This is a genomic window from Pseudomonas juntendi, from assembly GCF_009932375.1.
Lineage (GTDB): Bacteria > Pseudomonadota > Gammaproteobacteria > Pseudomonadales > Pseudomonadaceae > Aquipseudomonas > Aquipseudomonas juntendi.
Genome location: NZ_BLJG01000049.1, coordinates 44,643 through 59,865 on the forward strand (window position 1 = coordinate 44,643; position 15,223 = coordinate 59,865).

Here is a 15,223-nt window from a genome sequence, read left to right on the forward strand (position 1 = left end):
AGCAGGTACAGACCCAAGAAGAGGGCGATTCCTCTCGGTAGTGCTGCATGGCAGCGCCTGCGTGCACAGGTGCTGGCCGAGGAACCACTGTGCCGCGACTGTGCGGCCCGTGGCCTGGTCATACCTGCTACTGATGTGGATCACATGGACAACAACGGCGACAACAACGCGCGCACCAATCTGGCGCCTTTGTGCCACTCGTGTCACTCGATCAAGACAGCCGAGGACATGGGAAAGCGCACCACGCGGGGGTGCGATGCGAACGGCATCCCGCTTGACCCAAACCACCACTGGAATAGGGCCAAAAGATCACCAGGAACCGGCTGGACCTAGACCGCCCCCGACCCTCTCTTTCATCGCTAACCGCAAAAAACGACCATGAAAACCCGCCGCCCCCGATCCGATAGCGCCAAGGCCGCCATAGCAGCGGCCCAGGCTGTCGCGCTTGGCCCTATCGCACCGCCTCCCCATGTCCGACTTCGTGCGCAGGATTGGCCGTTCTGGAACGCTGTGATACAGACGCGACCACGGGACACCTGGACCGATAACGATCTGGTACTGGCGGGAAACCTTGCGCGAACCAATGCGGATATCGAAGCGCTACAGCAGAGTATCGACGTGGACGGCTTTGTCGTTGACGGAAAGGCCAACCCCGCTTGCGCAATTCTAGACACCATGAGCCGTCGCGCAATCACCCTGTCCAGGCTCCTGCACATCCACGCGGCTGCCACCGTGGGGCGGTCTGAGGATGGCCGCAAATCCGCTGCGCTCGAGCGTGAGGCTCGGCAGCATGTGGATGACGACCTGATCCCGACCCTGAGCACGCTGCAATGACCCGCGCCGAAAAGATCGTCGCGTTCATCGAGCGCTATTGCGTGACGCCCGAAGGCGCAGACGTGGGCAAGCCGCTATGCCTGGCTGAGTTCCAGCGCCAGTTCATCCGCGACGTGTACGACAACCCGGTGGGCACTCGCCGGGCCATCCTCAGTGTGGCCAGGAAGAACGGCAAGTCGGGCCTGATCGCGGGCCTGCTGCTGGCGCACCTGGTCGGCCCCGAGGCGAAGCAAAACAGCCAGCTTGTGTCGGGTGCCATGAGCCGCGACCAAGCCGCCCTGGTGTTCAACCTGGCCGCCAAGATGGTTCAGCTATCGCCCGCCCTGTCGAAGATCGTCCGCATCGTGCCCAGCGGCAAGCGGCTGCTGGGGCTGAACCTGAACACCGAGTTCCGCGCCTTGGCCGCCGATGGCAAAACCGCGCATGGCCTTTCCCCGGTGCTGGCTATCCTGGACGAGATTGGCCAGATTCGCGGCCCGCAGTCCGACTTCGTGGACGCTATCACCACCAGCCAGGGCGCTCACTCGGCACCGCTGCTGATCGCCATCAGTACCCAGGCAGCCAACGACGCCGATCTGCTGAGCCAGTGGATTGACGACGCCCTGCGCAGCAATGACCCCAAGATCGTGTGCCGCCTGTACGCGGCGCCAGCGGGCTGCGACCTGATGGACGAAGACGGCTGGCGAGCGGCCAACCCGGCCCTGGGCATCTTCCGGTCGGAGACAGACCTGCGGGAGCAGATGCAGCAAGCCGAGCGCATGCCGAGCATGAGCAACACTGCCCGCAACCTGCTGCTCAACCAGCGCGTGAGCCTCGACAGCCCTTTCATCAGCCCTGACGTGTGGATGGCCTGCGACACCGCGCCTGACCCTTTCGAGGGCCTGGTGTACGCGGGCCTCGACCTGTCGGCCCGAACCGACCTGACGGCGCTGGTGCTGATCGGCAGGGTGGACGGCGTGTGGCAGGTGCGACCGTACTTCTGGACGCCCGAGCAGGGCCTGTTCGACCGAGCGCAGAAGGACCGCGCCCCGTATGACATGTGGGTGCGCCAGGGTTACATCCGCACTACGCCTGGGGCCACGGTTGATCTGGAAGCGGTGGCCCTGGACATGGCCGAGATTCTGAGCGACTGCGAGGTGGCGGCAATCGCCTATGACCGCTGGCGCATCGACGTGCTCAAGAAGGAATTGGAGCGGCTGGGCTTGGAGCTGCCGCTGGTGCCCCACGGGCAAGGTTTCCGCGACATGGCGCCAGCCCTCGACGCTCTGGAGGCGGAGCTGCTGAATGGCCGCGTCGCCCACGGTGGCCACCCCGTACTGACCCTGTGCGCTGCCAACGCGGTGGCGGTGAAAGACCCCAGCGGCAATCGCAAGCTGGACAAGAGCCGCCGCACCGGCCGCATCGACGGCCTGCAGGCCCTGGCTATGGCGTTCGGCGCCGCCCAGGTGGCCGAGGCCCCCGCCGATCTTGATACCGAGGTATTTTTCGTATGACTACCGTGACCCTTGAAGAAGCCAAACTGCACATGCGCGTCGATCACGACGAGGAAGACGGCCACATCCTAGGCTTGATCGCTGCCGCCGAAACTCACGTCAGCAACTTTCTGGGAGACGGCTTACCCGATCCGATGCCCGCTCCGGTCAAGGCCGCCGTGCTGCTGTTGGTGGGCGACCTGTACGAGAATCGGGAGCGCCAGGGCGACCGCACGCTGACCGAGGGCACTGCCTATTCCATGCTGCTGGCTCCGTATCGCTCGATGGCGGTGCTGTGATGCTGGCCGGTAAGCTGCGCTACCCAGTGACGATTGAGCGCCCGGTGGACACCAGAACACCCGGTGGCGGTTTCATTCGCACCTGGGAGCCAGTAAGCCGGGAGTGGGCCGATATCGAGAGCATCAGCGGCAGCGAGTTCATCGCCGCCCAGGCGCCTCAGTCGCAGACCGTGTTCCGCATCCGCATCCGGTACCGCGACGACATGGTATCGAGCTGGCGCATACGCGAAGGGGAGAAGGTGTACGAAATCACCGCCGTGCTGCCAGACGCTCGCCGCCGACGGATCGAACTCATGTGCAAGACTGGCCGGGATTGAAGGGGGTAGCGTTTCCCGATCCCCATGCCCTAGCGATCCGCTACCCCGCCTCCTCAAAATTGAGGCGTCCGACCCCCGCTGGGGGTTGAAGGGGTCACATCCAATGTGATCCCCCAGCGGGGTAAGACAATTCTGGCAGGCTGACAGAATTGACCGCCAACTCCCACCGTTGGTGGAAGTCTCAACTCCCTGCATTGCAGGAAGCCACAACTCCCTCAATTTGAGGAAGCCTACCCCGTCGATCTGACGGGTCAGGTAATCCGGGAAAATCCCGCATTTCATTCATCTGAATGAGATGTCCTGAAAACCGAGGGCATTTCTGGATGGTCCAGTTCTGGGTCATGGCTCGGTTCTGAGCCATCCAGATTTCAAATCCACATGGGGTTTGCAACGCACGTAGTTTGAATACGCTACAGGCCGCATGGCGCATGGCCTGGAGCGAAAACCTTGTGCCCTGATATTGTGCCTTCATGAACACCAATCGGCTCTCGATTCTGGCTCTGTGTATGGGTTCGCGACACACGTAGTTAGATATCGCTGCAAGCCGTATGGCGCCTGGGCTGGAGCCGATTCCTTGTCCGGCGTTCTTGTCCGGGAGTTGTTCGGCAAAACAACGCCAAACGTTCTTTTGGCCAAGCGTACGCCTGGCATCCGAAGTTCGTCCGCACAAAACCAACTGGGTTCCGCCTGGGTTCCACTACGAAAATTTCGTAGTAGGTCGGGACGCTTTCCGTACCAACCTCATTTCGTACGAACGCCGTACGAAGTCAAAACCGCGAAATCCGCTGGTTAGCGATCACCCCATCTTGGCTCGATTTCAAATCGTACCAAGACCGCCTGACCAAACCGGCAAATCGCAGGTTCGACGCACTGGGCGATGCATCGGTCAGATACCCGGAATTCCGGGTATCTAAAACCGGCGCCCGGCAGGTTTTACGAGGTGTTCGTAAAACCCCGCGCCACGAAACCCGACACCGCCATTTTGTGGCGCCCACGAAAAAGCCCCGCCAGATCGCCTCTGTACGGGGCTGCGCTTTGCTGTCACCCTGCTGTCACACCGCTCGCTGCTGTCACGGTAATTCGGCTGGATGCCTTGATTTTTCTGGTGCCGGGGATAGGAATCGAACCTACGACCTTCGCGTTACGAGTGCGCTGCTCTACCGACTGAGCTACACCGGCGTGTAGCGCAACGTACCACTGCTCGCACCCGTTACGCAAACCCCTGTTTCCACTACTTTATTGCCCTGCCCTCAGGCCCCCTTGCAGCCCTTCGGCGCCAGGTCTTCTTCGATGTCGGTGGTGCACGCCCAGCCCGTTGCCGAGCGGGTCAACGTCAGGGCCTTGCCCAGTACGGTGGCCGGTGCGTCCACCAGGGTGCAAACCAGGCTGCCGCTGCTATCGGCCGCCTTGCCGTTGGCGGTGATCGCGCAATGCGCCGTTGCCGGCTGGCCGCCCAGTTCGGCTACGCCGGCTACATCCTTGCCGTCGTTCAGGCGCAGGTCCATCGCCGTTTTCAGGGCGCTGATTTCCAGCAAGCCGGCCGCGGCCTTGGAGCGGGCCTGGTGGTTGGTGTACATCGGTAAGGCGATGGTCGCCAGAATGCCGATGATCGCCACAACGATCATCAGTTCGATCAGGGTGATACCGCGTTGCCCTTTCATGAACAGTTTCCTTTTTGATACGCGTACTCGTTAGGGTCAATCTCGCCCCAAGCGACAGCGGCGCAGTAGGCCTGAACAGTCACCTTTTGTCACCCCTGCCTGCTTGGGCTGCATCATCGCTGAACTACTCTAGTGAGCATCATGGACGCGCGCCCTGGCATAGGCGCGGCAAGCTGTTTCCAGGCTTGTCGCACGGGCAACAAAAGGACCTTCGCATGACCACTACCACCCCCCTCTACAGCTGGCACGGCACCGACGCCAATGGCGCGCCGGTCAGTGGCCAAACGCCTGGGCCCAGCCCGGCCCATGTACGTGCCGGGTTGATTCGCCAAGGCATCAACGTGGCCAGTTTGCGGCCGGCCAGCGGGCTTGGCCTCAAGCTGCCAAAGCGGCGGGAAAAAGCGGACCCGGCGGGTTTCAGCAGGCAGTTGGCGACCTTGCTCAAGGCCGGGGTGCCGCTGTTGCAGGCGTTCGAGGTGATGGGGCGCAGTGGCTGTGGTGCCGCCCTGGCTGCGCTGCTGGTTAGATTGAAACAGGATGTAGCTGCGGGCCTGGGGCTGGCAAATGCGTTGCAACGCCACCCGGGCTGGTTCGATGCGCTGTACTGCAACCTGGTACGGGTGGGCGAACAGTCGGGCACGCTGGACCGGCAGCTGGAGCAGCTGGCAGGCATGCTGGAACTGCGGCGGGCGCTGCAGAAGAAGGTGCGCAAGGCGATGGTCTACCCGTTGCTGCTGTTGCTGACCGGGCTGGGCGTGTCGGCGGTGCTGTTGCTGGAGGTAATACCCAGGTTCGAGGACATGTTCGCAGGCATGGGCGCGCAATTGCCGGCATTTACCCAGTGGGTGATCGACTTGTCCACAGGGTTCGGCCGGTTTGCGCCGATGTTGCTGGCGCTGGGCCTGGTGCTAGGTTTTACCGGGCGCCAGCTGTGCCGCCGGCATGCGCCTGCGCGGTTGTGGCTCGGGCGCCTGGTGTTGGGCTTGCCGGTATTCGGCACGCTGCTGGGGCAGGCGGCGTTGGCGCGCTTTGCGCGTAGCCTGGCAACCGCTTATGCGGCCGGGGTGCCCTTGCTGGATGCCCTGGGTACGGTGGCGCGGGTAACCGGGGGCCAGTTGCACGAACAGGCGGTGCTGCGCTTGCGCCAGGGTATGGCCAATGGGCAGGGGCTGAACCAGGCGATGGCGGGTGAGCCGCTGTTTCCACCCTTGCTGGTGCAACTGACGGCCATCGGTGAAGCCAGCGGCACGCTGGACACGATGCTGGACAAAGCCGCCAGCCATTATGAGGAACAGGTCAGCCAGGCGCTGGACCAGTTGACCAGCTTGCTGGAGCCGGCCATCGTGCTGGTCCTGGGATTGCTGGTGGGTGGCCTGGTAGTGGCGATGTACCTGCCGATCTTCCAGTTGGGTAGCTTGATCTGAACATGACTTTATGGACCTTGCTGGCTGAACAGCCGGCGTACTTCTACACCCTGGCGAGCGTGCTCGGCCTGCTGGCAGGCAGCTTTCTGAATGTGCTGGTGTACCGCCTGCCGATCATGCTGGAGCGCCAATGGCAGCGTGAAGCGCAGCAGGTTCTGGGGCTGCCGACTACGCAGCACCCGCGCTTCGACCTGTGCCTGCCCGCTTCGCGCTGCCCGCAGTGCGCACACCCGATTCGCCCGTGGCAAAACATTCCAGTGCTCAGCTACATGGCCTTGCGTGGGCGCTGCTCTGCCTGCAAGGCCCGCATCAGCCCGCGTTACCCACTGGTGGAAGTGGCCAGTGCGCTGCTGTCGCTGCTGGTGGCCTGGCGTTTTGGTGCGTCAGCCGAGGCATTGCTGGCATTGCCGTTGACCTGGTGCCTGCTGGCCCTGAGCCTGATCGATGCCGATCACCAACTGCTGCCGGACGTACTGGTGCTGCCGATGCTGTGGCTGGGGCTGATCGTCAACGCCTTTGCCGTTTATGTACCGCTGGGCAGTGCGGTATGGGGGGCGGTGGCGGGTTACCTCTGCCTGTGGTCGGTGTACTGGCTGTTCAAGCTGGTCACCGGCAAGGAAGGCATGGGTTATGGCGACTTCAAGCTGATGGCGCTGATCGGCGCCTGGGGTGGCTGGCAGGTGCTGCCGTTGACGCTGCTGCTGTCGTCGGTGGTCGGGGCGCTGGTGGGCCTGAGCTTGTTGCATTTGCACCGGCACGCACTAGGCACGGCGATGCCGTTTGGCCCTTATCTGGCCATTGCGGGGTGGATTGCCGTGCTCTGGGGTGATGAAATATACGCCTCTTACCTGCAACTGCTGGGATACTGATGACCACTGCGGCGTTTACCCCCTGGATTCTCGGCCTGACTGGCGGCATTGGCAGCGGCAAAAGCGCCGCCGCCGGGCGCTTCGTCGAGCTTGGCGTGCACCTGGTCGACGCCGACCAGGCTGCGCGCTGGGTGGTCGAGCCTGGCCGCCCGGCCCTGGCCAGCATTGTCGAGCGCTTTGGCGCGGGGGTGCTGCAGGCCGATGGCCAGCTCGACCGTGCCGCGCTGCGCCAGCTGATTTTCGCCGACCCCGCGCAGCGCAAATGGCTGGAGCAACTGCTGCACCCGCTGATCGGGCAAGAGATTTTCAGCTACCTGGCCAAGGCAGAGTCGCCGTATGCGATTTATGTATCGCCGCTGCTGATCGAGTCGGGGCAGCACCACAAGACCCAGCGCGTGCTGGTGATCGATGCGCCGCAGGCGCTGCAAGTGGCGCGTACCCTGGCCCGGGACAACACCAGTACCGAGCAGGTGCAGGCGATCCTGAAGGCCCAACTGGCCCGTGAGGAACGCTTGCGCCATGCCGACGATGTGCTGGTCAATGACGGCGACCTCGCCGCGCTGCATGAGCAGATTGACCGCCTGCACCACTTTTACCTGACTTTGAAAGGAGGCCAGCCATGAGCCAGCCATTGACCGTCGATTGCCCGACCTGTGGCGCACCTGTGGAATGGACCGAGAAAAGCGCGTTCCGGCCGTTCTGCTCAGACCGCTGCAAGCTGATCGACCTGGGTGCCTGGGCTGCGGAGGAACACAAGATTCCTGGGGCGCAGGAGTCCGAGGACGAGCTGTATTCAGGCGACCTGGAGTCGCGGCATTGAACTGATCCACCTGCCGGCCAGGCGATGATGCACCGGCCTAGCCTGCGGGCTCAGTGCTCATCGTCCTTCCACGGCGCCTGCAAATACCGCGTGCGGTTGAAGGTTTCCAGCCAGTCCGGGCAAAACACCACCAGCGCACTGATCACCATGCCGTTGATGAACGCTTCGGGGAACATCATCAGCCACAGGTAACCGACAAAGTCGCCAAGCCACTCTGGCAGCGCAAAGCGCCCGTCCAGCCACAATAGCCCTAGCGCCACCGGCACGCAGACCAGCACCGTGAGTGCGGCAGGGAAAAACCCTGAGCAGAAGATGTAAACGAACAGGTTTCGCGGTTGTGCCCGCTCCACCACAAGGGCGCACACCTCGGTGATCAGCACCGGCAAACCCACCAGCAACAGACCATTGACCCCCAACGCCGCCAGGTCCTGGCGCCCCAGCACCAGCAGGCCAAGCTGGGCCATGAAACCGCCCAGCACGGCCAGTGGCCAGTCCAGCAACAGGGTAACCGCCGTCATGCCGATGAAGTGGTACGCCACGCCGGTATCGAAATCGCGCCTTACCAGCCACAACGCGAACAGGCAGAACACCGTGCCAAACAGCAGGTGCTGGCGGCGCCGGTCGGCAAGCAGTTCCACCCAGCGAACCTGGCTGGCGGCCCAGGCCAGCAGCGGCACGTAACCCAGCCAGCCAAGGCTCAGGGTGGTGCCAGACAACACCTGTGCGCTGATCACTGAATAATGCCCCTTGCCGGCTTGTGGATAAGGGCAGTGTACACGCAAACTTCCCGGCCCCTCTGCAGCGGACGGCCTGCGGCCGCATGCGCGCCTCTTGCTGTCATCGATTAACGGCTAAGCTTGTGTGCATGGATGACTCCGACTACCTGCGCCTGCTGACCATTCAGGCCGAACAAGCCAATGCCTTCCTCTCCAACGCCCGCAAGTGGGAGCGGGAGCGGTGGGTGTGCCAGCGCCTGTTGCAGGGGCTGAACATTCCCTACCGCAGCGAAGACTTCACCCCGGCCGGGCAAGAGCCGCCCGACGTGCTGTTTCGCGACGCCGCCTTCGAGGTGTTTTTCGTGCTCGACGAGGGCCGCCGCCTGAATGATGAATGGCGCGAAGAGCTGCAGCGCCGGCGCAGTGCATTTTCCCTGGCGCAACTGGTGCGCCGCGAAGCCCGCCCACGGCGCATCAGTGCCACCGAACTGCTCGGGCGGCTGGCGCCCACCTTGCGCAAGAAGGCGCGCAATTATCGCGAGCGCGGGCTGGAGCTGAACGAGCTGGACATCATTGCGTTTTCCAGCCTAAAGCGCGAGGTGCTGGACCTGAACACCCACTTCCCGCCGCCCACCGAATACCTGCGCCAGGGCTGGCGCTCGCTGTCGCTGGTCGGGCCAACCTTTGCCCGCGTGCTGTTCGCCCACCCCGATGCGCCGGATTTCCTGCGCAGCAACCTGGGGCGCAGCATCGTCTTCGACGTTGGCATCAGTCTTTGATCCTGTGCAGCGAGTGTTTGCGATGGCGTACACTCGGCGCCAGGGATAGAAAGCATTATCATTTGTTTCAAGCGCTTGCACGAACGCTGTAGCGTTTGTGCAGTCTCTTACGTCTACCTGACGAGGCCCTACCATGACCAGCCGCCTGAACCCGGAAGATCAGCGTCGTGTCGATGAGTATCTGCGAGCCCCCCAGCACCAAGTCGAGCGCCGGCCCTTCCGGCCATGGCTGCTCCTTGTGCTGGTGGTGGCCGTGACCATCGGGTTGGGCCTTGTCAGCCGCCTGCTGAGTGGACTGGTGCTATGAGCTGCCTTGCGCTCGCCCTCCCCTCGTGCAGTTTGCGGCCGCCCCCAAAGGGCAAGCATTCCGTAAACCTTATGAGATATCCCCATGACTCATCGCATCGTGATTGTCGGCGGCGGCGCCGGCGGCCTGGAACTGGCGACCCGCCTGGGTAAAAGCCTGGGCAAGCGCAAGCAGGCCGACGTCACCCTGGTCGACACCAACCTCACGCACATCTGGAAGCCACTGCTGCACGAAGTGGCCGCCGGCTCGCTGAACTCCTCGGAAGACGAACTGAACTACGTGGCCCAGGCCAAGTGGAACCACTTCAACTTCCAGCTGGGGCGCATGAGCGGCCTGGACCGTGAGGGCAAGCAGATCCAACTGGCCGCCACCCTGGACGAAGAGGGGCGCGAGCTGTTGCCTGCACGTACCCTGGGCTACGACACCCTGGTCATTGCCGTGGGCTCCAATACCAACGACTTCGGCACCCTGGGCGCGGCGCAGCACTGCCTGTTCCTGGACACCCGCAAGCAAGCCGAGCGCTTCCACCAGCAACTGCTCAACCACTACCTGCGCGCCCACGCCGGCGACGTGGCCAGCGAGAAAATCAGCGTAGCCATTGTGGGTGCGGGCGCCACCGGTGTGGAGCTGGCGGCCGAGCTGCACCACGCGGCCCACGAGCTGGCGGCCTATGGCCTGGACCGCATCCAGCCCAAGGACATGCACATCACCATCATCGAGGCCGGCCCGCGCGTTCTGCCGGCGCTACCGGAGCGCATCAGCGTACCGGTGCACAAGACCCTGGAAAAACTCGGGATCAAGGTCATGACCAACGCCGCTGTCAGCGAAGTCACCGAAGACGGCCTGAAAACCAAGGACGGCGAGGTGATCCAGGCCAGTTTGAAGGTGTGGGCGGCCGGTATCCGTGCGCCCGGTTTCCTCAAGGACATCGATGGCCTGGAAACCAACCGCATCAACCAGCTGGTGGTACGCCCTACCCTGCAAACCACCCGCGACGACAACATTTTCGCCTTTGGCGACTGTGCGGCGTGCCCGCAGCCAGACAGCGACCGCAATGTACCGCCACGGGCGCAAGCGGCGCACCAGCAGGCGTCGATGCTGGCGCAAAGCCTTAAAGCGCGGCTGGAGAACAAGCCGCTGCCCACTTATGCCTACAAGGACTACGGCTCGCTGGTTTCTCTGTCGCGCTTCTCCGCGGTGGGCAACCTGATGGGTAACCTGATGGGCAGCGTGAAGCTGGAAGGCTGGCTGGCGCGGATGTTCTATGTGTCGCTGTACCGCATGCACCAGATGGCGTTGTACGGGTTCTTCCGTACGGCATTGATGATGTTGGGCAGCAAGATTGGCCGGGGTACCGAGCCGCGGTTGAAATTGCACTGAATGGGCGATTTGCAGGTGTAGCCCTTGCTTGGTGCGGTGGCCCCGGGGGCCGGATTTTGGCCGGTATCCCCGGGGCTGCTGTGCAGCCCATCGCGACACAAGGCCGCTCCTACAGCGATCAGTGGTTCCAGTTCGCCTCGCCGTTCTGCAACGCCGTGGCGATGGTCTGCAGGTTGCTGTCCGGCAAGGTATCCGGCAGCAGGTCGGTGCCCGAACTTACATACAGTTGCGCGTAGGCGTTGCGTAGTTCTGCGTAGGCAAGGTCGCGCTTCAACTGCGTCTGCAGGTTGTTCAACTCGCCCTGGATCAGCTCCAGCTCACCGATGTTCTGGGTCTGGAAGCGGTTGCGCAACTGGCCGGCAATCTCGCCATCGAGCGTGGCCAGCTCCTCACTGGTACGGAACTGCCGCACCGACTCCTGGTAGTTGGCGTTGGCCACATACAACTGCGCAAGCACCGCCATCGACATCGCCTGGCGCCGCGCGGCGGCCACGTCTTCACCGGCTTCGGCAACCTTGATGGCTGTGGGGGCCGAAAGCACGTTGAACAGGTTCCAGGTCACTTTCACGCCGTAGTCGGCCCAACTCTGGTTGGTCAGGAACGAGTTGCTGTCGTAGTGCCCGCCAGCGGAAAACTCCAGCCCCGGCAGCATACGCAGCATGGCCTTGCGGGTTTCTGCGGCGCTGATGCGCGCCTGGTAGTCCTGCTCGCGCAGTTCCGGGCGGCTGGCCAGGGCCTGCTCTTCGAGCTTGGCCAGGTCGCCGGTGAACTGTGGCACTGCATAGCCTTGTTCGGGGGCCAGGGTGAAGTCGGTGTTCAGCGGCAGGTTGATCAGTGCGGCCAGCTCGGTCTTGGCCAACGACAAGGCGCGGCGCTGCTCTTCCAGCTGGCGCGTGGCTTCGATCAGCGCGCGCTGGTAGCTCAGGGTCTGCACCGGGTCGCCGATGCGCTGGGTGGCCATGCGCTGGCTGTTGTCGCGGGCCTGCTGGATACGCCCCATCAAGGCGTCGATCTGGCTTAGCAAGCGCTGCGCCGCCACCGCGCGCCAATAGGCCGAACGCACGTCCTGGGTGATGGTGTGAATCACCTTGCGCTTGCGTTCCTGAAGAATCAGGCGCTGGTCTGCCTGCTGCTTGGCGCTGACGTAACTGACGCCGAAGTCCAGTACGTTCCACACCATGGTCAGGTCGGCCACTTCACGGTCACGGTCTTGCGAAGTGGACGGCTCCAGGGACTGGGTGCCGGTGCGGATGCTCTGGCTGCTGGACGCCCCCACGTTGTTGCGCCCGGCGTAACCGGCATCCAGCGCCATGCGTGGCAGCATGTCGAACTGGGCGAGGTCGACCTGGCGCTTGGCCAGTGCCTCTTCCATGACTTTCAGCCGCGCTTCGAGGTTGTACTTGACCGCGCGGGCCATGGCCTGGTGCAGGGTCAGGGGGCCGCTCAGGGGCTCCTGCCCCTTGAACATGGTGGCCAGGTCGGTACGCGCACGGGCTTCGCTAGCGCTGCGGTCGATGGGCTGACTGGTTACAGCACACCCGCTGATGGCCAGCGCCAGCATGCTGGCACCGAACAGTTTATGACTTTTATTCATCCTTGGGCCGCCCCCTGGTACGGCATGTTGATCATGTGTTGTGCTGTATTTCATACCTGCCGTCCGATCTGCGCCGGTTGGGCCAAGGCCTGAGCCAGGTCGCGCACCTGGCGCAGTTCGCTTTCGTTGAGTTGCTGCAACTGCTGGCTGAAGCTCGGCGCGCCAAACACCCCGCGCAAGCCTTGCTCGAGTTCGGCCGGGCGCCACTGCGTGCCGTTGAACACATTCAGTGCGCTGACGCCGGGTACATCGTGGTTGAAGATGGCCGCCAGCGTACTACTGCCAAACACGCTGTTGCCGCCATTGCCAAAGCCTGCAAAACCACTCTGCCCGGCACTGCTGTCGCTGCTGCCGAATACCTGGGCGATGAAGCTTGGGGCACTGCCCCCATTGGCGAGGAAGATCGTGCCCAACGGCTGCAAGTCGCCGCCCACACTGCGCACCTCGAACAACGATGCCGGCAGCAACGGGGAAACCCCTGCATTGGCCGGCATGCCAGGCACTTGCGGCTGCAACTGCACAGCTTGCGGTACATCAACCGGCTGCGGCGGGTTCAGGCGGTATTGCAGGTCACCCACGTCTTGCGCCTGCGTGCTCTGTGCCGGGCTCACCAAGCTGGTCGCCAGGGTATTGCCGGCGCTGTCCTGGATACCACTGCCCAAGGCATTGAGGCTCAAGGCCAAGGCGCCCTGGCCGCGCAAGTTACCCACCACGATGCGGTAGGTGGTGGCATCGATGCGCTGCACGGTCTGCACGTCCCCGCTGGCACTGCTGGTGCCCAGCACGCTGAAATCGCTGGCATCTACGCCCGATACCGCCTCGTCGAAGGTCAGGGTGAAGCTGATGCTCCGATCAGTTGGCAGTACCGGCCCGTCTACCACGATACTGCTGGCTCGCGGTGCGCGGGCATCGACCAGAATGCCTCGGGTATCGTCGACGTTGTTCAGGGTGGCTTGTGCCTGGTTGCCGCGGGCATCGCGAATGCTGCCGCCGTTGAAGTCGATGGCAGTGCCGACACTGAAGCTGTTGTTGCCCGCCATGCCGCTGGTGACATTGAGGCGGAACACCAAGTTGTTGCTACCCGACCCGGCCAGGTAGTCGGCATATGCCACGCGCCCGTCATCCAGGGTGATAGCCAGGCGCGGTGCGCCGTCACCTGTGTCCACCAGCACCGCTTCATCGGTGCTGACGATAAAGTCCAGGTACTGGCCAGCGACATAAGTGCCGCTAGCAGGCACAGCCACGTGGGTGACAGACGGCGCCACACGATCAACACTGTAGACACTACCGGCCAGGCCACCCCTGACTGGGTTGCCGGATGCATCCTCAATGCCGGTACTGCTGGCGTTCAGGTCCAGGCGCACGTTACCGGCACCGGCCAGGCTGTCGACGGTGACGATGTACGTGCGACCATCCACCTGTTGCACCCCTGCGATGCGGCCGCTCGCGCTGCCGGTAAAGGCCAGGGTGAAGTCGGCACTGTCCACGCCGGACACGCTTTCGTCGAAGGTCACCGTGTAACGCAGCGTGCCAGCGTTGGTAGGCGTCGTGTCGACGCGCACGATGTCGCTGACCTGCGGTGCGGTGGTATCGATGATGATGCCGCTGCCCGTGCCAGGGTTGCCAAGCGCCAGGTTCAGGGCATTGCCAGCCGCGTCACCGAGCGTGGCGCCGTTCAGGTCCATGCTTGCGCCCAAGGCCACCCCGCCGCTGGCGTTGTTGCCGGGCTCAATGGTGTAGGCGAACACCAACTGCGCGCTACCAGAGCCGGAAACGTACTGTGCATAGCGGGTCACCCCGCCCAGCACCAACGCCAGGCGTGGGGTGCCGCTGCTGGTATCGACCAGCACGGGCTCGCTGGTACTGACGGTGAAGGTCAGCACATCGCCGGCCTTGTAGTTACCATTAGCCGGCAAGCTGACCCGCTCGATCACCGGGACGATCGCATCTACCTGAACGCCACTGCTATCGGCAATGCCGTTAAGCGCTGGATCAGCGTTATTGCCGAGCGCATCGCGTAGCGTGCCGCCGTTCAGTTCGATGGCACTGCCAAGGGTGATGCCATCGCTGTCCTGCTGGCCGTTGGCGATTGTCAGCCGGAACACCAAGGCCGTGCTACCCGAGCCGGACAGGTATGTGGCGTAGGCGATTTCGCCATTATCGAGGGTAACCTTGATGCGCGGGGTGCCATTGCGGGTATCGACCAGGGTCGCTTCGCCGAGGTTTACGGTGAAGTCCAGGTTCTGCCCCGCTACATAGCTGCCACTGGCCGGCACGCTGACGCTGGTGACCAACGGCGCAGTGCGGTCCACTGAGTAGGTTTCACCGGTCAGTCCCGCACCCACGGCATTGCCTGCTGCATCAGCGATGCCCGTCCCACTGCCGTTCAGGGCCAGCGTGATATCGCCCTCACCCGTGAGGTTGTCGATCACTACGGTGTAGGTCCGGCCGTCGACCTGGGTCACGCTGGCCAGGCTACCTGCCGCAGTCCCACCATAGCTGACGGTGAAGTCGCTGGCGTCCACGCCGCTCACATCTTCGCTAAAGGTAACGGTGTAGTTGATCGAGCTGCCATTGGTGGGCGTGGCATCGGCGCGTACGATGCTGGTCACGCTGGGTATCACGGTATCTACCAGCACGCCTGCACTGCCGACAGCGCCCAGCGACAGGGCCAGGTCATTACCCGCAGGGTCCTTGATGCTGCCGCCGTTGAGATCGATGCTGCCGGCCAATGCGATGCCGTCGGCATCG

General features: G+C 63.4%; 16 protein-coding genes and 1 tRNA gene. 12 read left to right on the top strand and 5 right to left on the bottom strand.

The window, feature by feature from the left end; all coding sequences use genetic code 11:
- Positions 1-69: 69 nt before the first annotated feature.
- From GYA94_RS28560 to GYA94_RS07805, 5 genes are read left to right on the top strand one after another with little or no spacing between them, the layout of a single operon-like run.
- Positions 70-333 (top strand): HNH endonuclease signature motif containing protein, encoded by a 264-nt coding sequence (locus GYA94_RS28560; RefSeq protein ID WP_369008865.1) that lies wholly within the window; start codon positions 70-72, stop codon positions 331-333.
- A 45-nt stretch (positions 334-378) separates the two neighbouring features.
- Complete coding sequence (locus GYA94_RS07790; protein WP_161892062.1) at positions 379-834, top strand: phage terminase small subunit, hendrixvirinae-type; 456 nt, start codon at positions 379-381, stop codon at positions 832-834.
- Entirely contained in the window at positions 831-2,327 is a 1,497-nt protein-coding gene (locus tag GYA94_RS07795) for a terminase large subunit (RefSeq protein WP_161892063.1), read from the top strand. The genes GYA94_RS07790 and GYA94_RS07795 overlap by 4 nt, the downstream gene beginning before the upstream one ends.
- Positions 2,324-2,605 carry a head-tail connector protein gene (locus GYA94_RS07800; protein WP_161892064.1) on the top strand — a complete coding sequence of 94 codons (282 nt, stop codon included), beginning with the start codon at positions 2,324-2,326 and terminating at the stop codon, positions 2,603-2,605. Before GYA94_RS07795 ends, GYA94_RS07800 begins: the two co-directional genes overlap by 4 nt.
- A complete protein-coding gene (locus GYA94_RS07805) occupies positions 2,605-2,922 on the top strand; it encodes a phage head closure protein (RefSeq protein ID WP_161892065.1) in 318 nt (105 codons plus the stop codon). Before GYA94_RS07800 ends, GYA94_RS07805 begins: the two co-directional genes overlap by 1 nt.
- Positions 2,923-4,025: 1,103 nt before the next feature.
- Here GYA94_RS07805 and GYA94_RS07810 read toward each other — a convergent pair.
- Both GYA94_RS07810 and GYA94_RS07815 read right to left on the bottom strand, forming a co-directional pair.
- Positions 4,026-4,101: transfer RNA gene (locus GYA94_RS07810), tRNA-Thr, on the bottom strand.
- A gap of 71 nt (positions 4,102-4,172) precedes the next feature.
- A complete protein-coding gene (locus GYA94_RS07815; RefSeq protein WP_029884908.1) occupies positions 4,173-4,583 on the bottom strand; it encodes a pilin in 411 nt (136 codons plus the stop codon).
- Between the two features lie 215 nt (positions 4,584-4,798).
- Here GYA94_RS07815 and GYA94_RS07820 point away from each other — a divergent pair, with 215 nt between their 5' ends.
- The 4 genes from GYA94_RS07820 to yacG are packed head-to-tail and all read left to right on the top strand — an operon-like array spanning position 4,799 to position 7,696.
- Positions 4,799-6,007, top strand: a complete 1,209-nt coding sequence (locus GYA94_RS07820; RefSeq protein WP_161892066.1) for a type II secretion system F family protein — start codon at positions 4,799-4,801, stop codon at positions 6,005-6,007.
- 2 nt (positions 6,008-6,009) lie between these two features.
- Complete coding sequence (locus tag GYA94_RS07825) at positions 6,010-6,876, top strand: prepilin peptidase (RefSeq protein WP_161892067.1); 867 nt, start codon at positions 6,010-6,012, stop codon at positions 6,874-6,876.
- Positions 6,876-7,499: a dephospho-CoA kinase gene (gene coaE, locus GYA94_RS07830; RefSeq protein ID WP_161892068.1), complete on the top strand. Its 624-nt coding sequence runs from the start codon at positions 6,876-6,878 to the stop codon at positions 7,497-7,499. The genes GYA94_RS07825 and coaE overlap by 1 nt, the downstream gene beginning before the upstream one ends.
- The gene (yacG, locus tag GYA94_RS07835; protein WP_009683001.1) at positions 7,496-7,696 is read left to right on the top strand and encodes a DNA gyrase inhibitor YacG; all 201 of its coding nucleotides are present in this window, start codon (positions 7,496-7,498) and stop codon (positions 7,694-7,696) included. The genes coaE and yacG overlap by 4 nt, the downstream gene beginning before the upstream one ends.
- A gap of 50 nt (positions 7,697-7,746) precedes the next feature.
- Here the strand turns inward: yacG and GYA94_RS07840 are convergent, their stop codons facing one another.
- Positions 7,747-8,430, bottom strand: a complete 684-nt coding sequence (locus GYA94_RS07840) for an energy-coupling factor ABC transporter permease (protein ID WP_054903879.1) — start codon at positions 8,428-8,430, stop codon at positions 7,747-7,749.
- A 131-nt stretch (positions 8,431-8,561) separates the two neighbouring features.
- Between GYA94_RS07840 and GYA94_RS07845 the strand changes: the two genes are divergently transcribed.
- From GYA94_RS07845 to GYA94_RS07855, 3 genes are all read left to right on the top strand, one after another.
- Positions 8,562-9,191, top strand: a complete 630-nt coding sequence (locus GYA94_RS07845; protein WP_009683003.1) for a DUF1780 domain-containing protein — start codon at positions 8,562-8,564, stop codon at positions 9,189-9,191.
- Positions 9,192-9,324: 133 nt separating this feature from the next.
- Positions 9,325-9,498, top strand: a complete 174-nt coding sequence (locus tag GYA94_RS07850; RefSeq protein WP_033744188.1) for a DUF3094 family protein — start codon at positions 9,325-9,327, stop codon at positions 9,496-9,498.
- 84 nt (positions 9,499-9,582) lie between these two features.
- Positions 9,583-10,878 carry an NAD(P)/FAD-dependent oxidoreductase gene (locus GYA94_RS07855; protein ID WP_161892069.1) on the top strand — a complete coding sequence of 432 codons (1,296 nt, stop codon included), beginning with the start codon at positions 9,583-9,585 and terminating at the stop codon, positions 10,876-10,878.
- A gap of 118 nt (positions 10,879-10,996) precedes the next feature.
- Here GYA94_RS07855 and GYA94_RS07860 read toward each other — a convergent pair whose 3' ends face one another.
- Both GYA94_RS07860 and GYA94_RS07865 read right to left on the bottom strand, forming a co-directional pair.
- Entirely contained in the window at positions 10,997-12,472 is a 1,476-nt protein-coding gene (locus tag GYA94_RS07860; RefSeq protein ID WP_161892070.1) for a TolC family protein, read from the bottom strand.
- Positions 12,473-12,522: 50 nt separating this feature from the next.
- A partial coding sequence (locus tag GYA94_RS07865) for a beta strand repeat-containing protein (protein ID WP_255326908.1) occupies positions 12,523-15,223 on the bottom strand: 2,701 nt, incomplete at its 5' end.

Bases quoted from the DNA above. Each gene is read 5' to 3' on its own strand.
- GYA94_RS07790 (WP_161892062.1), top strand. From the start codon at position 379: ATGAAAACCCGCCGCCCCCGATCCGATAGCGCCAAGGCCGCCATAGCA.
- GYA94_RS07795 (WP_161892063.1), top strand. From the start codon at position 831: ATGACCCGCGCCGAAAAGATCGTCGCGTTCATCGAGCGCTATTGCGTG.
- GYA94_RS07800 (WP_161892064.1), top strand. From the start codon at position 2,324: ATGACTACCGTGACCCTTGAAGAAGCCAAACTGCACATGCGCGTCGAT.
- GYA94_RS07805 (WP_161892065.1), top strand. From the start codon at position 2,605: ATGCTGGCCGGTAAGCTGCGCTACCCAGTGACGATTGAGCGCCCGGTG.
- GYA94_RS07815 (WP_029884908.1), bottom strand. From the start codon at position 4,583: ATGAAAGGGCAACGCGGTATCACCCTGATCGAACTGATGATCGTTGTG.
- GYA94_RS07820 (WP_161892066.1), top strand. From the start codon at position 4,799: ATGACCACTACCACCCCCCTCTACAGCTGGCACGGCACCGACGCCAAT.
- GYA94_RS07825 (WP_161892067.1), top strand. From the start codon at position 6,010: ATGACTTTATGGACCTTGCTGGCTGAACAGCCGGCGTACTTCTACACC.
- coaE (WP_161892068.1), top strand. From the start codon at position 6,876: ATGACCACTGCGGCGTTTACCCCCTGGATTCTCGGCCTGACTGGCGGC.
- yacG (WP_009683001.1), top strand. From the start codon at position 7,496: ATGAGCCAGCCATTGACCGTCGATTGCCCGACCTGTGGCGCACCTGTG.
- GYA94_RS07845 (WP_009683003.1), top strand. From the start codon at position 8,562: ATGGATGACTCCGACTACCTGCGCCTGCTGACCATTCAGGCCGAACAA.
- GYA94_RS07850 (WP_033744188.1), top strand. From the start codon at position 9,325: ATGACCAGCCGCCTGAACCCGGAAGATCAGCGTCGTGTCGATGAGTAT.
- GYA94_RS07855 (WP_161892069.1), top strand. From the start codon at position 9,583: ATGACTCATCGCATCGTGATTGTCGGCGGCGGCGCCGGCGGCCTGGAA.
- GYA94_RS07860 (WP_161892070.1), bottom strand. From the start codon at position 12,472: ATGAATAAAAGTCATAAACTGTTCGGTGCCAGCATGCTGGCGCTGGCC.